We start from the raw sequence: 18,837 nt of genomic DNA on the forward strand, positions 1-18,837 counted from the left end.
GCCCACGCCTGCCCCCGCGCCCGCCCCGTCCCGCGCGCCCGCGCCCCGCGCCCGTCGCCGGGCGCCTGCGCTCCGTCCCCGCGCCAGTCCCCGCGCCCGTGCCGCCGCGGCGCGCCCACGCCCGCGCCCGCCCGATCTTCGCAGGCGTCAAAGTGCGGGTCCTCGGCCGCCGCACCCACACTTTGGCGCGGATGAACAACACGGTCTCTCTTCATCCGCGCCACACGGCGGGTGTCCGGACGCCGCACCCGCTCTTTGCCGCGGATGAACCGGAACCCGGGCCGTCGGCGCGTTGCGGCAGGCGAACAAGGCTTGCACGCCCCCCGGCTCAGTCGGCGCGCACCAGCAGGTCGCCGACCTCGCAGTCGAGCGCGCGGCAGATCGCCGACAGCGTCGAATACCGGATCGCGCGGGCGCGATCGTTCTTGAGCACCGAGAGGTTGACCACCGAAACGCCGACCAGGTCCGACAGGCGCGTGAGCGTCATCCCGCGCTCCGCGAGCAGCTCGTCGAGTCGGCAGTGGATGCCGGTGAGCTCGTCGTCGTCGGCCGGGCTCACACGAGCCCCGCGGTGTCGCGCTCGAGTCGCGAGCCGTGCCGGAGGATCGACGCGAGTGCGGCGAAGCCGAGGCCGGCGGCGATCGGCCAGAACGGGAAGGTGATCCCGAAGGCGGGCTGCGGCCACCAGGCATCGAAGACGCTCTCGATGCCCGCGACCTCTTCGTAGCTCCCGCCGCTCAGCTGCAGGACCTCCGCCGCCGCCATGCTCCCCGCGACGTCGCCGAGCACCTGCGCCGCGACACCGCCGATCATGACGACGACCGCCGTGATCATCGCCATCCGCGCGACGACCGGCGCGAACGCCCGCCCGGCGAGCAGCTGGAAGCAGCCCACAGCGAGCAGCCCGGCGATCGCGCCCGGCACGAGCCACCCGAGCGCCTGGCCGATGCCCCAGCAGACGCGCGCGGCGTCGCTCAGGTCGGCGACCATGCCGCCGGCCGTGGTGAAGCCGCCCGAGACGAGCGTGGCCGTCGGACCGTCGATCGTCGTGTCCGTCGGCAGCTGCGGCCAGAACTCGCGCACGGGGAAGGCGATGGCCACCTCCGGGCTCCCGAGTGCCAGCGCCAGGGTCACGATCGCTCCGATGACCGAGAGTCCGGCCCAGAGGGCCGCGACGACCAAGGTGACGGTGATGACGGGGGAGGCTTCGCCGGCCTGCCGTGCCCTCATGGCCGCGCGGGCGAAGACGACGATGACCCCGGCGACGACGAGCACCACCGGCACGGCGACGAGATAGATCCAGGCTGAGCCCATGTCACACCATCCATATCGAAAGTCGTTGTTATCGACAAACGATATGGCCGCCAGGGATGCCGTGTCAACAGCGCTTCGCCGGGCGCGATCGGCCGTCCGCGCGCCCAAGACGCGACAGGTGAGCGCGCACGCGGCGCTCGAAACTCCAACCCGCGCCGACCCTGGCACCGGTGCGCCGACGGCGAACACGGGCATGCCGGCATCCGGTGGTGGTTATCGTCTTTCGTAAGCACCGGAACACTCGGTGCGCGGAGGAGTCGACGATGTTCGAGAGATTCACGGACCGTGCCCGTCGTGTGGTCGTCCTCGCCCAAGAAGAGGCGAAGATGCTCAACCACAACTACATCGGCACCGAGCACATCCTGCTCGGTCTCATCCACGAGGGCGAGGGCGTCGCCGCCAAGGCGCTGGAGTCGCTGGGCATCTCGCTGGACGCCGTCCGCGAGCAGGTCCAGGACATCATCGGTCAGGGCCAGCAGCAGCCGACCGGCCACATCCCCTTCACGCCGCGGGCGAAGAAGGTGCTCGAGCTGTCGCTGCGCGAAGCGCTGCAGCTGGGCCACAACTACATCGGCACCGAGCACATCCTGCTCGGCCTGATCCGCGAGGGCGAGGGCGTCGCCGCGCAGGTGCTCGTCAAGCTCGGCGCGGACCTCAACAAGGTACGCCAGCAGGTCATCCAGCTGCTCAGCGGCTACCAGGGCAAGGAGCCCGCGGGCGTCGCCACCGGTGCCGGCGAGCAGAACCAGCCCGCCCAGGGCGGCTCGGCGGTCCTCGACCAGTTCGGCCGCAACCTCACGCAGGCGGCGCGCGACAACAAGCTCGACCCCGTGATCGGGCGCGAGAAGGAGATCGAGCGGGTCATGCAGATCCTCTCCCGCCGCTCCAAGAACAACCCCGTCCTCATCGGCGAGCCCGGCGTCGGCAAGACCGCCGTCGTCGAGGGCCTCGCGCAGGCGATCGTCAAGAACGAGGTGCCCGAGACGCTGAAGGACAAGCAGGTCTACTCGCTCGACCTCGGCTCGCTCATCGCCGGATCCCGCTACCGCGGCGACTTCGAGGAGCGCCTGAAGAAGGTCACCAAGGAGATCCGCACCCGCGGCGACATCATCGTCTTCATCGACGAGATCCACACCCTCGTGGGTGCCGGAGCCGCCGAGGGTGCGATCGACGCCGCCTCGATCCTGAAGCCGCTGCTCGCCCGCGGCGAGCTGCAGACGATCGGCGCGACCACGCTGGACGAGTACCGCAAGCACTTCGAGAAGGATGCGGCGCTCGAGCGCCGCTTCCAGCCGATCCAGGTGGCCGAGCCGAGCCTGCCCCACGCGATCAACATCCTCAAGGGGCTGCGCGACCGCTACGAGGCGCACCACAAGGTGCAGATCACCGACGGCGCGATCGTCGCGGCGGCGAACCTGTCCGACCGCTACGTGTCGGACCGCTTCCTGCCCGACAAGGCCATCGACCTGATCGACGAGGCCGGCGCCCGCCTGCGCCTGTCGATCCTGTCGTCCCCGCCGGAGCTGCGCGAGTTCGACGAGAAGATCGCCAAGGTCCGCGAGGACAAGGAGCGCGCGAGCGAGGAGCAGGACTTCGAGAAGGCCGCGTCGCTGCGCGACGAGGAGAAGTCGCTGCTCGCCGAGCGTCTCCGCCTGGAGAAGCAGTGGCGCTCCGGCGACGTCGCGTCCCACGCGGTCGTCGACGAGGGTCTGATCGCCGAGGTGCTCGCCCAGGCCACCGGCATCCCGGTGTTCAAGCTCACCGAGGAGGAGACCAGCCGTCTCGTCTTCATGGAGAAGGCGCTGCACCAGCGCGTCATCGGCCAGGAAGAGGCGATCGCCGCGCTCTCGCGCACGATCCGTCGTCAGCGCGCCGGCCTCAAGGACCCGAAGCGTCCCTCGGGCTCGTTCATCTTCGCCGGCCCCACGGGCGTCGGCAAGACGGAGCTCGCGAAGGCGCTCGCCGAGTTCCTCTTCGACGACGAGGGTGCGCTCATCTCCCTCGACATGTCGGAGTTCGGCGAGAAGCACACCGTGTCGCGTCTGTTCGGCGCCCCTCCCGGATTCGTCGGGTTCGAAGAGGGCGGCCAGCTCACCGAGAAGGTGCGCCGCAAGCCGTTCTCCGTGGTCCTCTTCGACGAGATCGAGAAGGCCCACCCGGACATCTTCAACTCGCTGCTGCAGATCCTCGAAGAGGGTCGCCTGACCGACGGTCAGGGCCGCGTGGTCGACTTCAAGAACACTGTGATCATCATGACGACGAACCTCGGTTCGTCGGCGATCGCCGGTGGTCCGGTCGGCTTCCAGGTCGAGGGCAACGCCCAGACCAGCTACGAGCGGATGAAGGGCAAGGTCGATGAGGAGCTGAAGCGTCACTTCAAGCCCGAGTTCCTCAACCGCCTCGACGACATCATCGTCTTCCCGCAGCTGAACAAGGGCGAGCTGCGTCAGATCGTCGGCCTCTTCACGAAGCGTCTCGCCGAGCGTCTGCTCGACCGTGACATGACGGTGGAGCTGACGGATGCCGCGAAGGACAAGCTCATCGAGATCGGGTTCGACCCGACGCTCGGCGCGCGGCCGCTGCGCCGCGCCATGCAGCGTGAGGTCGAGGACCAGCTCAGCGAGCGCATCCTGCACGGCGAGCTGACCGCGGGCGACCACGTCACGGTCGACGCGCAGGGCGGCAAGTTCGTGTTCGAGAAGGCCGCGCGCGGCGACAAGGTCGCGATCGGCGTCGGCGCCGCCGGCGAGATCGCCGCGACGCCAGACATGGCGACCGGCTCCTGACCTGACGCACCACACGAAGAGCGGATGCCACGCGGCATCCGCTCTTCGTCGTTCCCGGGGTGACCTGCAGCGATATGTTGCCGACTTCCACAAAGTCCTTGCACTCCGTCCGCCCGTCTGCGTACCATGTCCTCGAAGCGCTTCCGCGAAGCGTTTCGAGAACCTGTGACGGAGACGACGGAGTCGACATGGCGAACATCACCGAGGTGGCCGAGGCCGCCGGGGTGTCGATCAGCACCGTCTCCTACGCGCTGAGCGGGAAGCGTCCCGTCGCTGCGGACACGAGGCGACGGATCGAGGCGGCCGTCCGCGAGCTGGGCTACAGCCCGAACGCGGGCGCGCGCATGCTCGCGGGCAGCCGCACGCAGATCTTCGCGCTCACCGAGCCGCTGCGCGCCGACTCCCACGCCCCGACGCACATGGCGTTCGTGCTCGCCACGACCATCGCCGCCCGCCGGCACGACTACGACATCCTCCTGCTGACCGACGAGCAGGCCTCGGCGGGGATGGGGCGGGTCGCCGCGAGCGGCCTGGTGGACGCGATCCTGGTCCTCGACGTCGGGCCGGACGACGAGCGCGTCCCGCTCGCGCGGTCGATCGCCACGCCGACCGTCTTCATCGGGGTGCCCAACGACCGCGAAGGGCTCGTCTGCGTCGACCTCGACTTCGAGTCGGCGGCCGCGCTGGCCGCCGACCGTCTCATCGACGCGGGGCACGAGGTCATCGGGCTCATCGGTCAGCCGGACGTGGCCTACGAGAAGTCCAACTTCCCGCCGCGCCTGCGCCGCGCCTTCACGGCGCGCGCGGCCGAGCGCGGAGTGCGCGCCGTCTCACGCACCTCCGGCGTCAACAGCACGAGTGCGGATCTCACACGCCGAGCGGTCGCTGAGATGCTCGACGACGGGGTCACGGCGTTCGCCGTGCACGCCGCCGACGATGTCCATCTGGTAGTGCTCGCCGAGCTGGCCGACCGGGGCCTCAGCGTCCCCGGCGACGTCTCGCTGATCTCGGTGGCCGCATCCTTCGACACGGCCGCCCTTCCCTTCCCCGTCGACGTCATCCCGCTGATCCCCGAGGCCTCCTGCGATCTCGCCGTCGAACTCGCTCTGCAGAGCCTGAGCGACGAGCCGCCCGAGGCCACGCTTCATCTCATCCCACCCACGCTCATCGTCCACGGGTCGGTCGCGCCGCCGAGGCGCTGACCAACCCTCCTCCAACTGAACATCGCGCTTCTCCACCCGCGTCATCGAAGCGCTTCGACAAGGCCTTGCGCGCCTGGTCGATCCGCCGACGCATCTCGAAACACCAACGAAGGTCACTGCGAAAGGAGTGCCACCATGGCACGCACGACACCCGGCACCACCCGGCGGAACGCGCGGCGAGGAGCCGCCACCGTCGCTGTTCTCACGATCGGGGCGCTCGCCCTGTCCGCCTGTGGCGGCGGCGGCGCGGACGCCGATCCCGCCGACGGCGGGACGCTCAAGCTGTGGCATTACGAAGGCGCCGACAGTGCCATGGGGAAGGCGTGGGCTGAGGCCATCGACATCTTCGAGGAGGAGACGGGGGCCACCGTCGAGTTCGAGGAGAAGTCCTTCGAACAGATCCAGTCCACCGCCAGCCAGGTGCTCGACACCGATGCAGCACCCGACCTGATGGAGTTCAACAAGGGCAACGCGACGGCCGGCTTCCTGGCGAGCACGGGGCTGATCTCGGACATCAGCGACGCGGTCGACGAGTTCGGCTGGGCTGACAAGCTCGCGCCGTCGCTGCAGACCACCGCGAAGTACACCGACGACGGCGTCATGGGCGGCGACAACTGGTACGGCATCCCGAACTACGGCGAGTTCGTCGGGGTCTACTACAACCTGGACGCCTTCGCGGACGCGGGTCTCGAGGTCCCGACCACCTACGACGAATTCGTCGACGTGCTCGACGCCTTCGTCGCGAAGGGGATCACCCCGCTCGCCGAAGCCGGCGCGGAATACCCGCTCGGGCAGCTCTGGTACCAGCTCGCGCTGAGCCAGGCCGACCGGCAGTTCGTCGACGACTACCAGCTCTACGAGAACCCCGTCGACTGGGAAGGGCCGGAGGTCACCTACGCCAGCGAGACCCTCGCGGAGTACGTCGACGCGGGCTACATCGGCTCCGACGTCTCCTCCATCAAGGCGGAGGATGCCGGAGTGTCCTTCATCAACGGCTCGGCGCCGATCTTCGTGTCGGGATCGTGGTGGTACGGCCGGTTCGTCGCCGAGGCGACCGGCTTCGACTGGACGATGACCGCGTTCCCCGAGGCGACGCTGTCGCTCGGGTCGTCGGGAAACCTGTGGGTCGTCCCCGAGAACGCGGCCAACAAGGAGCTGGCCTACGAGTTCATCGACATCACGATGCGTCCTGAGATCCAGGCGATCATCGGCAACAACGGCGGTGTGCCGGTGGCGGCCGACCCCGCCGACATCACCGACGAGAAGAGCCAGGAGCTCATCACGGTGTTCAACGGCATCCTCGACGCCGACGGACTGTCCTTCTACCCCGACTGGCCCGCGCCCGGCTTCTACGACGTCATCGTCCAGCAGCTGCAGGGTCTCGTGACCGGCTCGCAGGATGTCGCGACCACCAACGCCAAGCTCGGCGCCCAGTACGACGAGGGCACGGCCGACTTCCGTTGACCCCGGGTGGGAGCGGCGCCGACCCGAGATGCCGCTCCCACCCACCCCCGTCTCGGACCTGAGGAGAGTCCCCATGACCACCGTCACGCCACCGCGGCGACCGAAGCAGCATCCACGGACGCCGTTGCCCCCCGAGGAACCGTCGATCCCGCAGCGTTCCGGCGGGACCGGAGCGTACTGGCTGTACCTGCTCCCGGGCCTCGCCCTGTTGATCGTCGTGGTCCTCGTCCCGCTCGTCTGGAACGTGTACCTGACGTTCACGCGCTGGCGGGGAGTGCGCGAGCCCGAGTTCATCGGGCTGGACAACTGGCAGAAGCTCCTCACCGACGACGACTTCTGGACGTCGTTCGGCAACTCGGTGTGGATGGTGCTCGCGATGGTCGTGGTGCCCACGATCGTCGGCCTGCTCGTGGCGGCGCTGCTCTTCGACGTCGTCGGGCGGAAGTTCGGCGGCAAGGTCGGGAGCTTCCTCCGCGCCACCTACTACCTGCCGCAGATCCTCCCCGTCGCCGTCGCCGGCATCGTCATCGGCTGGATCGTGCGGCCGGGCGGCGAGGGCGCCCTCAACCAGATCCTCGCCCTCTTCGGCCTCGGCCCGGTCGACTGGCTCGGTCAGATGCCCTCGGCGCTCATCGTGCTCATGGTCGTTCTGGTGTGGGTGCAGATCGGCTATCCGGTGGTCGTCTTCATGGCCGCCCTCCAGCGGGTCGACCCCGAGCTGTACGAGGCGGCCGAACTCGACGGCGCGAACTGGCGGCAGCGCTTCACCGCGATCACCATGAGCATCATCCGTCCCGAGATCTTCGTCGTGACCCTCACCTGCACGATCGCGGCGCTGAAGGTGTTCGGCCCGGTCTACGTCATCACCGGCGGCGGACCGGCCGGGGCGACGCTCGTCCCCGCCTACTACGCGTACACGGAGTTCTTCACGAAGCGCAACGTCGGGTACGGCGCGACCATCGCGACCGTCCTCACGATCCTGGTCGTGATCGTCTCCGTCATCTTCATCCGGGTGCAGACATCGCTCGAGCGCAAGGAAAGGGCAGGTCTGTGATGGCCGGCACCACCGTTCTCACCGTAGACGCGGCCACCGTGGGGCGACCGTCGTCGGGTCGCCGTCCCCGTCCGCGCGGCGGGATGACCCGCAAGCGCGGCGTCGACTGGCTCATGCTGGCGCTCGTCTCCCTCGGCGCGGTCCTCATCCTGGTGCCCTTCTACCTCATCCTCGTGAACTCGTTCAAGTCGCCGGTCGACTACGCGACCTCCGGTCCGCTCGCCTTCCCCGAGACTCTCGACTTCACCGGCATCCAGAAGTTCTGGGAGCGGGTGAACTTCCCGCAGAAGGTCTGGAACTCGATCCTCATCTCGGGCGTGGTGTCGGTGCTCGCCGTGCTGCTGTCGATGCTCAATGCCTTCGCGATCGGCATCGGCCGGATTCGGGGCCGTGCCTGGATCGTGCTGCTGTTCCTGCTCGCGAACCTGCTGCCGCAGGAGGCGCTGCTGTACCCGCTGTACTTCATGTTCAAAGAGGTGGGACTCTACGACAACGTCTGGGCCGTCATCATCATCTTCACCGTGGTCCAGGCCGCCTTCGGCACCTACCTGCTGTCCGCCGTGTACGGCACCTTCCCGAAGGAGATCCTCGAGGCGGCGTCGCTCGACGGGGCGTCTCGCTGGCAGATCCTGTGGCGGGTGGTGTTCCCGATCAGCCGGCCCACCCTGTCGGTGCTGCTCATCTTCTTCTTCATCTGGACGTGGAACGAGTTCCTCATCCCGCTGACCTTCCTCGCCTCGAACGCGAACCAGACCGTGCCCGTCGCGATCAGCGTTCTGCAGGGGGACCGGCTCATGGACGTGACCACCACGAGCGCGTCGGCGCTGCTGGGCATCATCCCGACGCTCATCTTCTTCCTCATCTTCCAGCGCACGCTGACACGCGGCATCACGGCAGGAGCAGTCAAGTAATGAAGTTCACCGACGGATTCTGGCAGCTGCGACCAGGCGTCACGGCGCTGTACGCGCACGAGGCCTTCGACATCGAGGCGACGGATGCGACACCCGACGGCCCGGGGCTGCGCGTCACCGCCCCCACCGCCGCCATCACCGGGCGCGGGGCGACCCTCAATCGGCCGGTGCTGACGGTGACGCTGTCCGCGCCGCGGGAGGGGGTCATCCGGGTGCGGATCGCCCACCACGAAGGCGGCATCTGGCACGGCGGCTTCGAGACACCCGGCATCGAGGCGGGCGACGTCGGCGTCGCGCAGGTCGACGCGGCCGGGGGGACGCTCCGCGCGGGCGCCCTCACCGCGCGCGTCTCGGCCGGCGCGCCGTGGTCGCTCGCGTTCGAGGTCGACGGCCGACGCGTGACCGGCAGCGGTCACAAGTCCGCCGCCTACCTCCGGCTGAGCGCCGATGCCTCGGTCGACCGCGGCATCGTCGGCAACGCCCGGGCCGAGACCGGCCTGCCCGACGAGCGCGTGTTCGTGCACGAACAGCTCGACCTCGGCGTCGGGGAGACGATCTACGGTCTGGGTGAGCGCTTCGGGCCCCTCGTGAAGAACGGGCAGTCGGTGGACATCTGGAACGCCGACGGCGGCACCTCCAGCGAGCAGGCCTACAAGAACGTGCCGTTCTACCTGTCATCGGCCGGATACGGCCTCCTCGTCAACGACCCCGGACACGTCTCGTTCGAGATCGGCTCCGAGGCCGTCGAGCGCGTGCAGTTCGCGGTGCCGGGCGAAGTCCTCGAGTACTTCGTCGTGGCCGGCCCCACCCCCGCCGACGTGCTGTCGCGCTACACGGCCCTGACCGGGCGCCCGCCCGTGGTGCCGGCGTGGTCGTACGGTCCCTGGCTGTCCACGTCGTTCACGACCGACTACGACGAGGCGACGGTCACCTCCTTCATCGAGGGCATGGCCGAGCGCGACCTGCCGCTGTCGGTCTTCCACTTCGACTGCTTCTGGATGCGCGAGTTCAACTGGTGCGACTTCGAGTGGGATCCGCGCGTCTTCCCCGACCCGGAGGGGATGCTCGCCCGCCTCCACGACCGGGGACTGCGGGTGTCCGCCTGGATCAACCCGTACATCGGGCAGCGCTCGCCGCTGTTCGCCGAGGCCGCCGCGGCGGGCTACCTCGTCCGCCGCCGCGACGGATCGGTGTGGCAGTGGGACCTCTGGCAGGCGGGCATGGGGCTCGTCGACTTCACGAACCCTGATGCCACGGCCTGGTATCAGGGGCACCTCCGGCGCCTGGTCGCCCAGGGGGTCGACTGCTTCAAGACCGACTTCGGCGAGCGGATCCCGACCGACGTCGTCTGGCATGACGGCGCCGACCCGGCGCGCATGCACAACCTGTACACGCAGCTCTACAACCGCGCCGTCCACGACGTCCTCGTCGATGAGCGCGGAGCGGGGGAGGCGGTGCTGTTCGCACGCTCCGCGACGGCTGGCGGACAGACGATGCCGGTGCACTGGGGTGGCGACAACACCTCGACCTTCGTGTCGATGGCGGAGAGCCTGCGCGGCGGGCTGTCGCTCGCGATGAGCGGCTTCGCGCACTGGAGCCACGACATCGGCGGCTTCGAAGGCACGCCCGATGCCGCGGTGTTCAAGCGCTGGACCGCGTTCGGGCTGCTGTCGAGCCACAGTCGCTTCCACGGCTCCGACTCCTACCGGGTGCCGTGGGCGTTCGACGAGGAGGCGGTGGAGGTGACCCGCCGCTTCTCGCACCTGAAGATGCAGCTCATGCCGTACCTCTACCAACAGGGGCTGGATGCCGCAGAGACGGGCATCCCCCTCATGCGTCCGCTCGCGCTCGAGTTCCCGGCCGACCCCGCCGCGCGGTATGTCGACGGGCAGTACATGCTCGGCCCCAGCCTGCTTGTGGCGCCCGTGTTCACGGCCGACGGCGACGTGGAGTTCTATCTCCCCGACGGCGAGTGGACGAGTCTCCTCACCGGGGACGTCGTGACCGGAGGCCGGTGGCGGAGAGAGCGACACGGGTTCGACTCGCTGCCGCTCTACGTGCGCGGCGGGGCCGTGCTCCCCTGGGGGGCGCGTGCCGACCGGCCGGACTACGACTACCTCGACGGCCTCCGGCTGCGCGTGTTCGCCGGGGGCGAGGGCGAGGCGACCGTCGTCGTGACGACACCTGAGGGTCGCCGGGAGGAGTTCACCGTGGACCGGTCCGAGGTCACGGGCTGACGGGCGCGACGTCCACCGAGACGCGGAGGGTCGACTTCTTCGCCTTCGTGAAGATGATGCCCTTCACCGGGGAGACGTCGCCGTAGTCGCGGCCCCACGCGACCGTGACGTAGCGGTCGTTCGCCCACTGGTTGTTGGTCGGGTCGATGGCGAGCCACTCGTCGGTGCCCGGCAGCCAGACCGCGACCCACGCGTGCGAGGCATCCGCGCCGAAGACGCGCTGCTTTCCCGGCGGCGGCTGCGTCGCGAGGTACCCGGACACGTAGCGCGCGGCGATGCCGTGCCCGCGCAGGCAGGCGAGCGCGACGTGCGCGAAGTCCTGGCACACCCCGGCGCGCTTGCGGAAGGCGTCCGCGACGGTGCTCGTCACGGTCGTGGCGGTCTTGTCGTAGTCGAAGTCGCGGAAGATCCGCTGCATGAGGTCGGTCGCCGCCTCGCCGATGGGTCGCCCCGGGGTGAGCGACTCCGCCGCGTACGCGGTCGCCTCCGCCGTGTGCGCCACCCGCGCCGACTCGAGCGCGTACTCGGTGGCCGCCCACGCGCCGGGGAGGTCGGGTCGGAAGAGCGGACGCGCCTCCTCCCAGGGCCGGCCGAGGGCTTCCGGGTCGTAGACCGGCTCGTGCACCGTGACATCGCTCGTCGACTCGATCGTGAGCTGCGCGTGCGGGTCGGTCAGGTGGAAGTAGGTCGCGGAGTTGCCGAAGTAGTCGACGTCGGGCTCGTAGTCGCCGGGCACCGGGTCGACGGTGATGGATGCGGTCGCCACCTCCTGCCACGGCAGCGCGCGGGGGAGAAGGTGGAAGAGGCCCACGCTGTCCTGGACGGGTTTGCTGTACGTGTAGGCGGTGCGATGCCAGACGCGATACTGCTTCACGGACGCGCCTCCGTCAGCTCGATGAGGGAGAGCTCGGAGAGCGAGACGGCCGGCGGGCCCATCTCGAAGTGCAGGTGCGCGATCGCCTCGGCGAGCTGCTCGAGCTGGGCCTGCACGCCCGCCAGGAAGTCGGCGAGGGCCGGCCGGCGGCCGCCGCCGGTCGCGGCGAGTGCCGCAGCCTCGACGGCGAGGAGCTCCGTCTCGAGGTGGTCGAGCAGACGCTCGGCCCGCGTCGAGCCGGTGGATGCCGGCATGGCCGCGAGGTGCGAGCGGAGCCCGGCGAGCGCGAACGACAGCGAGCGCGGGTTGTCGCGGTCGAGCAGCAGGAGGTCGAGGGCGTCCGCGGCGCGCAGCGAGCCGCGGTACCGACGGCGGTAGGTCACGATGCTCTCAGCGGTCGTCAGGAGGTTCTCCAGCGCTGCGCGCTCGACGCGCGGGGTCCGCACGTCGGTGAGTCCGGCGCTCAGCAGGTGGCAGAGCTGCAGTCCGCGCTCCAGGGCGCGGCCTGCTTCGATCATGTGCCAGCCCGTGTCGCGGATCATGTTCGCGGTGACCCCGTACAGCACGAGGATGGCGGCGAGCATGCGACCGGCGGATTCCGACGTGCGGTGCGGGTGCGCCGAGCTGCGCAGTGCGCGCGTCGCGCGGTCGACGTTCGCGAAGACCCGCCACGTGTCACCGGACAGCTGATCGCGGACGCCTTCCAGCGCATCGCGGAGCCTGGCCACGGAGTGGGCGACCGAGCCGGGACGCCCGGCGTCGAGCAGGAGGGAGCGGAACTCGGCCTCCGGGTCGAGGAACCGCGCGCCGGCGAGGCGGTGCAGGGCCCCGAGGAGCACCTGCGCGGCGCCGTCGACGACGGCGGCGTGGGCGCCGGGCTGATCCAGCTCCGCCTGTGTCGCAAGCAGGAGTCGCAGCAGGTCCTCCGTGCGCTCGGCGTACCGTCCGGTCCAGAACATGTCCTCCAGCGCGCGGGGCGCGAGAGCCGGGATCGAGCGGGCGGAGGGCAGCGGCAGGATCTCGGTGAGCCCCTGGTCGGGGTCGGTGTCCGAGCTCTTGAGGACCCACACGTCCTTCGTGATCGGGGCGGAGTCGATCGTCTCGCGGAAGGCCGCGAGGCCGCCGACGAGCGGCCGGTAGGCGGAGCCGTACCGCAGCGTGAACGCGCGGAGCGTGAGCGGCATCGCCGCCGCGCGACCCGATCCGCCCCACACCGGTGCCTGCGAGAGCGGGAGGAGGTCCTGTCCCACGAAGCGGTGCGGTGTCGCCTCGATCCGCGCGGCCAGCTCGGCGGGGTCCAGGCCGGCCGTCGCCTTGCGCGGCTCGTCGATGGGGCGGACGATCAGCGCCGGGTCCTTCGCGGCCACGCGCCGGAGCACGGCCGCGCGGGCATCCGGGTCGCCGCACCACCAGGTCGGCGTCGAGGGGAGACGCAGCTGCTCGCCGAGCAGGTGCTCGCACGCGGCCGGCAGGAACGGCATGAGTCCCGGGTTCTCCAGGACGCCGGCGCCGAGGCCGTTGACGAGGCGCACCCGCCCGCGGCGCACCGCCTCGGAGAGCCCCGCCACGCCGAGGCGGGAGTCGGCGCGCATCTCGAGCGGGTCGCACCACTCGGCATCCACCCGACGGATGATGACGTCGATGCGCTCGGTCGGCCTCGTCGACGGCCAGCGGGCCGGCTTCATCCACACCCAGCCGTCACGGACGACGAGGTCGGACCCCTGCACGAGCGGGAAGCCCAAGGCGCTCGCGAGGAAGGCCTGGTCGAACGCCGTCTCGGACAGGGTGCCCGGCGACATGATGACGATGCGGGGATCTTCGATGTCCTGCGGGACCGCCGACAGCAGCGCCGCGCGCAGCGCCGAGAAGTACGGGTCCATCCGGTGCAGGCTGCTCTCCTGGTACAGGTCGGGGAGCACCTGCGAGATGACGCGCCGGTTCTCCGCCGCGAAGCCGAGTCCCGACGGCGCCTGCACCCGGTCGGCCAGGACGTGCCACTCGCCGTCGCCGTTGCGGCCGAGATCGGCGGCGGACAGCAGCAGCGGGCTCGTGTCGAACGCGCTCGCCCGCGCCATCGGCCGGGCGAACCCGGAGTGGCCGACGACCACGGCGGCGGGCACGATCCCGGATCGCAGCAGCGTCTGCGGGCCGTAGAGGTCCAGCAGCATGGCGTTGAGCAGCTCCGCGCGCTGCGCCAGACCCACGTCCAGGCGCGCCCAGCCGGGAGCATCGATGACGAGCGGCATGGGGTCGAGCTGCCACGGCTGGGAGCCCGAGTCGCGTCGTGTGTACGAGACGCCGTCGTCGGCGAGGAAGCGGGTGATCTCGCCGTCCACGCGGTGCATCTCGTCCGGCGTGACCGCGAGGGCGAGCGCTGCCAGCGTCTTCCACGCCGGCCGGAGGGTGCCGTCGGCTTCCACGACCTCGTCGTAGCGGACCGGCCCGCCGGGCGCGTCGAACGGCAGCGTCGGCTGCGACACCGCTGTCGAGTAATCGCGCAGCACGCTCACGCGGGGGAACTCCTCGACGTCGCAGGATGCCGCTGCCCGGCGGGGCGCGGGCGAACGACGCGGAATGGCATGACCCCAGCTTGGCGGATCCCTGTTGCACGCGGGTTACGGCGCACCGGTTCCGCCGCACCGCCGGGCATAAAGTGGTGCGGTGACCTCGTTCGTCGTCCGACCCGCCCGCACCGGGGATGTCCGCGGCATCCTCGAGATCCTCGATCCCTGGGTGCAGCGCCGCATCCTCCTCGGCAAGGAGCCGGTCACGCTCTTCGAATCGGTGCAGGAGTTCGTCGTCGCGGAGGCCGACGGGAAGCTGATCGGATGCGGTGCCCTCCATGTGATGTGGGAGGACCTCGGCGAGATCCGCACCCTCATCGTCATCGAGGACTGGCTCCAGCACGGGGTCGGGGGCGCCATCGTCGCGCGCCTCGAGGAGAACGCGCGGGCGCTGGGGCTCTCGCGCCTGTTCTGCCTCACGTTCGAGGTGGAGTTCTTCACGCGCCGCGGGTTCGCGCAGATCGGGGAGCAGGTCGTGGAGTCCGACGTCTACTCGCAGATGCTGCGCAGCCCCGACGAGGGTGTCGCCGAATTCCTCGACCTCGCCCACGTCAAGCCCAACACCCTCGGCAACACGCGGATGCTCAAGCAGCTCTAGGCGTGCCGCCGCGGGCCGCAGCGGCGCCGCGGCTTAGCCTGAAGAGGTGACCTCCTCTGCGCGTCGACGACCGAGCCCCGCGGTCTACCGCCGCCGGCGTCTCGCCGTGCTGCTGGCCGTCTTCGCCGTCGCCGCGCTCGTGGCCGTCGTGATCTGGCAGCCGTGGCGGAGCGGCGCGGGGGATGCGGCCCGACCGGCGGTCTCGACGTCGCCGTCCGCGACGCCGACCACGTCCGCGACGCCGACGACGTCCGCGCCGACGCCACCTGCTCCCACTCCGAGCGCGAGCGAGAGTGCGGCGACGATCGCGCCGTGCACGACGAGCGACATCTCCGTGCTCGCGGTGACGGACAAAGACTCCTACGGCGGCGATGAGCTGCCGAAGCTGTCGATCACGATCTCCAATGAGGGCGACGAGCCATGCCTCATGAACGTGGGCACCACGACGCAGAAGTTCGAGATCACGAGCGGCAGCGACGTGTGGTGGCGGTCGACGGACTGCCAGACCGAGTCCAGCGATCAGGTCGTGCAGATCGCGGCCGGCCAGACGGTCTCCAGCGCGACCCCGTTGGAATGGAGCCGCACCCGTTCATCCGTCGACACGTGCGACAAGAAGGATCGGCCCCGGGCGCTCCCCGGGTCGTATCACCTGTCCGTCTCGATCGGCGGCATCGAAGCCGCCGACACCCGATACTTTCAGCTTCGCTGATGCTTTGGTGGGCATAAGTCGCCCCGATCGGGGGTTTGAGCAGGCATCTGGCGCCTTTTCAGCCCGTTTCCAGACCTTCCTGAGAACATTCTCATGAATTGTCCTCCGAATGGGGGACGCATGTTTCCGTCAGGTTGCGTACCCTGTAATCAGCTCCCGCGGCGACCCCCGTTGTCCCCAGCATCGGTCGTCGGGCCAACCCCAGAGGTTCGACTCGGATCCCCCGCCCGGTGAGCAATGGGCCCTCTCGATTCCCCCAGTCCCCAATGGGGGGACCGAGAGGGCCCCTCACTTTCTCTAGGCTTGTCGTCATGGCTGGGAAGAAGCGCTCCGCGAAGGAACCCCTGGAGTTCCGCAACACGCAGCTGGCCGACGCCCTGCAGACGCAGGACTTCGCCGCCCTGGCGTTCGCGCTCCGGCATGGTCCGACGGTCGTTCCCCTCCTCCGCCCGGGGCAGCGTGAAGACCCGCTCGACGGCGGCGACGTGTGGACGTACCGCGACCCGCGAACGGGAGACGTCGCGCTCCTGCTGTTCAGTGACGCGACGCACAAGCCCGCCACGCTCCCGCCCGCCGTGGCACTGCAGTCGCCGGGCTGGCTGCGTGCATTCCTCAGCACGCATAAGTCGGAGATCACGACGGTGTTCTTCGACATCGCGGGACCGCATCCGCTGCAGGCATCGCCCGCGGATCTGCTCGCCGCGCTCGAGGCGTAGCGACTCAGAACCCGGGCGCATCCCCCGGGTCGGGGGTGTGCAGACGCGCGAGATCGCCCAGCGCGCGGCGTAGGTCCTTCGAGGCGGTGTCCAGCACGGACCGGTACCCGAGACGCGCCGCCTCGCCGCGGCGCTGGTCGTGCTGGGTGACGGCGCGGATCTCGCCGGACAGGCTGAGCTCGCCGATCGCGGCGAGCTTCGGCGGGTTGTGCCGTCCGGTCACGGCGCTCGCGACGGCCAAGGCGATCGCGAGGTCGGCGGCCGGTTCGGTCAGCCGCACACCGCCGACCGTCGAGACGTAGACATCCTGATCGGATACACGGATGCCGGCGCGCTTCTCCAGCACGGCGAGGATCATCGCGACCCGGGCACTGTCGACACCGCTGACGATGCGGCGGGGGTTCGGCCCGGTCGCGGTCAGCGTCAGCGCCTGCACTTCGACCGGGAGGGCACGGCGCCCCTCCAGGGCGATCGTGATGCAGGTGCCCGGCTCGCGGGAGCCGTGCCCGAGGAAGAGCGCGCTCGGGTCGCTGACCCCTTCGATGCCGGCACCGGTCATGTCGAAGCAGCCCACCTCGTCGGTGGCCCCGAACCGGTTCTTGAGCGCTCGGACGAACCGCAGCGAGGTCTGCCGGTCGCCCTCGAAGTGGCACACGACGTCGACGAGATGCTCGAGGATGCGCGGCCCCGCGATCGACCCGTCCTTCGTGACGTGCCCGACGATGATGACGGGGAGGTCGCGTTCCTTCGCGATGCGGATGAGGGTGGATGCCACCTCCCGCACCTGGCTGGGATGGCCGGCCACGCCGTCGCTCAGCGAGGACGAGACGGTCTGCACCGAATCGACGATGAGCAGTTCGGGGCGCGTTTCGTCGATGTGGCCGAGGATCGTGGCGAGATCGGTCTCGCTCGCGAGGTACAGCTCGTCGTGCAGGGCGCCGGTGCGCTCGGCGCGCAGCCGCACCTGCCCGAGCGACTCCTCCGCGCTGGCGTACAGGACGCGGCGACCGGCCCGCGCGCTCTGCGCGGCGACTTCGAGCAGCAGGGTCGACTTTCCGACCCCCGGCTCGCCGGACAGCAGGATGGCGGCGCCCGGGACGATCCCGCCGCCGAGGACGCGATCGAACTCGCCGACCCCGCTCGTCCGCCGCGGCGTCTCGCTCGTGTCGATCTGCGTGATGGGACGGGCCGAGCGTGTCGGCGCGAGAGCCGACACGGTGTGCACGATGCCCGTCGCGGTGGCCGCCTCGACCACGGTTCCCCACTGCTGGCACTCGCCGCAGCGACCGACCCACTTGGCGGCGGTCCAGCCGCACTCGGTGCAGCGGAAGGCGGTCGTCGCCACGGGTCGTCGGGTTGCCATGCGATCAGCGTACGTCGCGCCCGCGACACCGCCGGTCCGCCCGTGGGCGGGTCCGCCGAGAGGTGCGGGAGCGGTCAGCGCAGAGTGTCGGCGACCTCACGCAGCGCATCCGCCGACCGGCGGAAGAGGCCGAGCTCGCTGGGCGAGAAGGCGGTCGTCCGGATGGGCGCGGCGCCGGTGCGGCTCACCACGGACGGCACCGAGAGCGCGACGCCGCTCACACCGTGGAAGTCGTCGAGCACCGTGGACACCGGCATGACGGCGTGCTCGTCGTTCAGCACGGCCTCGACGATGCGGGCGCTGGAGAGGCCGATGGCGTAGTTGGTGGCGCCCTTGCCCTGGATGACCTTGTAGGCGGCGTCGCGCACGTCGACCGCGATCTGGTCGAGTTCGTCGACGGTGAACCTGGGCTGACCGTCCAGCGGCTCCCAGTCGAGGATCGGGACGGTGCCGATCGTCGCGTGCGACCAGAGCGGGAACTCCGTGTCGCCGTGCTCGCCGACGATGTAGGCGTGGACGCTCGAGATCGAGACCCCGGCGCGCTGTGCGAGCTTCCACCGCAAGCGCGAGGTGTCGAGCACGGTGCCGGAGGCGAAGATGCGCTCATAGGGGAGGCCGGTGGCCTCCTGGGAGAGGACGGTCAGGACGTCGCAGGGGTTGGTGACGATGACGTAGGTCGCGTCGGGGGCGACATCGAGGAGTCGCGGCATCATCGACTTGAGGATGTTCGCGTTCACGCCCGCCAGTTCGATGCGGGTCTGGCCCGGCTTCTGCTTGGCGCCTGCCGTGATCACGACGACGTGCGAGCCGGCCGCGACGGAGATGTCGGCACCGCCGATGATGTCGCTGGAGCCGGTGAACTGGGCGCCGTGCGCGAGGTCGAGCACCTCGGCCTCTGTCTTCTCCGCTGCGATGTCGTATAGCGCGACGTGACGGGCCGACCCGCGGATGAGGGCGGCGTACGCCACGCTCGATCCGACCGCTCCCGCGCCGACGACGGTCAGTTTCGAGTTCTCGATCACGCTCATGGGGTTCAGTCTGGCAG

General features: G+C 70.0%; 15 protein-coding genes. 9 read left to right on the top strand and 6 right to left on the bottom strand.

Going from position 1 to position 18,837, the window contains the following annotated elements; all coding sequences use genetic code 11:
- Positions 1-328: 328 nt before the first annotated feature.
- Positions 329-559, bottom strand: a complete 231-nt coding sequence (locus QZL85_RS09690; protein WP_295576375.1) for a helix-turn-helix transcriptional regulator — start codon at positions 557-559, stop codon at positions 329-331.
- Positions 556-1,314 carry a hypothetical protein gene (locus QZL85_RS09695; RefSeq protein ID WP_295576376.1) on the bottom strand — a complete coding sequence of 253 codons (759 nt, stop codon included), beginning with the start codon at positions 1,312-1,314 and terminating at the stop codon, positions 556-558. Before QZL85_RS09695 ends, QZL85_RS09690 begins: the two co-directional genes overlap by 4 nt.
- 263 nt (positions 1,315-1,577) lie before the next feature.
- Between QZL85_RS09695 and QZL85_RS09700 the strand changes: the two genes are divergently transcribed.
- From QZL85_RS09700 to yicI, 6 genes are all read left to right on the top strand, one after another.
- A complete protein-coding gene (locus QZL85_RS09700; RefSeq protein ID WP_295576378.1) occupies positions 1,578-4,100 on the top strand; it encodes an ATP-dependent Clp protease ATP-binding subunit in 2,523 nt (840 codons plus the stop codon).
- 188 nt (positions 4,101-4,288) lie between these two features.
- Positions 4,289-5,302: a LacI family DNA-binding transcriptional regulator gene (locus tag QZL85_RS09705; protein WP_295576379.1), complete on the top strand. Its 1,014-nt coding sequence runs from the start codon at positions 4,289-4,291 to the stop codon at positions 5,300-5,302.
- Positions 5,303-5,437: 135 nt separating this feature from the next.
- Positions 5,438-6,766, top strand: a complete 1,329-nt coding sequence (locus QZL85_RS09710) for an ABC transporter substrate-binding protein (RefSeq protein ID WP_295576380.1) — start codon at positions 5,438-5,440, stop codon at positions 6,764-6,766.
- 73 nt (positions 6,767-6,839) lie between these two features.
- Entirely contained in the window at positions 6,840-7,820 is a 981-nt protein-coding gene (locus tag QZL85_RS09715; RefSeq protein ID WP_295576381.1) for a carbohydrate ABC transporter permease, read from the top strand.
- Positions 7,820-8,731, top strand: a complete 912-nt coding sequence (locus QZL85_RS09720; RefSeq protein WP_295576779.1) for a carbohydrate ABC transporter permease — start codon at positions 7,820-7,822, stop codon at positions 8,729-8,731. The genes QZL85_RS09715 and QZL85_RS09720 overlap by 1 nt, the downstream gene beginning before the upstream one ends.
- Positions 8,731-10,968, top strand: a complete 2,238-nt coding sequence (yicI, locus tag QZL85_RS09725) for an alpha-xylosidase (protein WP_295576382.1) — start codon at positions 8,731-8,733, stop codon at positions 10,966-10,968. The genes QZL85_RS09720 and yicI overlap by 1 nt, the downstream gene beginning before the upstream one ends.
- Here the strand turns inward: yicI and QZL85_RS09730 are convergent.
- Both QZL85_RS09730 and QZL85_RS09735 read right to left on the bottom strand, forming a co-directional pair.
- Positions 10,958-11,842 carry a transglutaminase family protein gene (locus QZL85_RS09730; RefSeq protein WP_295576383.1) on the bottom strand — a complete coding sequence of 295 codons (885 nt, stop codon included), beginning with the start codon at positions 11,840-11,842 and terminating at the stop codon, positions 10,958-10,960. The two genes, yicI and QZL85_RS09730, sit on opposite strands and share 11 nt — an antisense overlap.
- The gene (locus QZL85_RS09735; RefSeq protein ID WP_295576384.1) at positions 11,839-14,352 is read right to left on the bottom strand and encodes a circularly permuted type 2 ATP-grasp protein; all 2,514 of its coding nucleotides are present in this window, start codon (positions 14,350-14,352) and stop codon (positions 11,839-11,841) included. The genes QZL85_RS09730 and QZL85_RS09735 overlap by 4 nt, the downstream gene beginning before the upstream one ends.
- Positions 14,353-14,503: 151 nt before the next feature.
- Here QZL85_RS09735 and QZL85_RS09740 point away from each other — a divergent pair, with 151 nt between their 5' ends.
- The 3 genes from QZL85_RS09740 to QZL85_RS09750 all read left to right on the top strand — a co-directional run bounded on the left by QZL85_RS09740 (position 14,504) and on the right by QZL85_RS09750 (position 16,429).
- A complete protein-coding gene (locus QZL85_RS09740; RefSeq protein WP_295576386.1) occupies positions 14,504-15,004 on the top strand; it encodes an amino-acid N-acetyltransferase in 501 nt (166 codons plus the stop codon).
- 46 nt (positions 15,005-15,050) lie between these two features.
- Positions 15,051-15,713 carry a hypothetical protein gene (locus QZL85_RS09745; protein WP_295576387.1) on the top strand — a complete coding sequence of 221 codons (663 nt, stop codon included), beginning with the start codon at positions 15,051-15,053 and terminating at the stop codon, positions 15,711-15,713.
- Between the two features lie 311 nt (positions 15,714-16,024).
- Entirely contained in the window at positions 16,025-16,429 is a 405-nt protein-coding gene (locus QZL85_RS09750; protein WP_295576388.1) for a dehydrogenase, read from the top strand.
- Between the two features lie 4 nt (positions 16,430-16,433).
- On the opposite strand, the gene radA is transcribed toward QZL85_RS09750, so the two are convergent.
- On the bottom strand, positions 16,434-17,792 hold the full coding sequence (gene radA, locus QZL85_RS09755; protein WP_295576389.1) for a DNA repair protein RadA: 1,359 nt from the start codon (positions 17,790-17,792) through the stop codon (positions 16,434-16,436).
- 74 nt (positions 17,793-17,866) lie between these two features.
- Positions 17,867-18,820 (bottom strand): L-lactate dehydrogenase, encoded by a 954-nt coding sequence (locus QZL85_RS09760; protein WP_295576390.1) that lies wholly within the window; start codon positions 18,818-18,820, stop codon positions 17,867-17,869.
- Positions 18,821-18,837: the final 17 nt, after the last annotated feature.

The sequence above is a fragment of the uncultured Microbacterium sp. genome (genome assembly GCF_900078385.1).
In the GTDB taxonomy this organism is placed as follows: Bacteria; Actinomycetota; Actinomycetes; order Actinomycetales; family Microbacteriaceae; genus Microbacterium.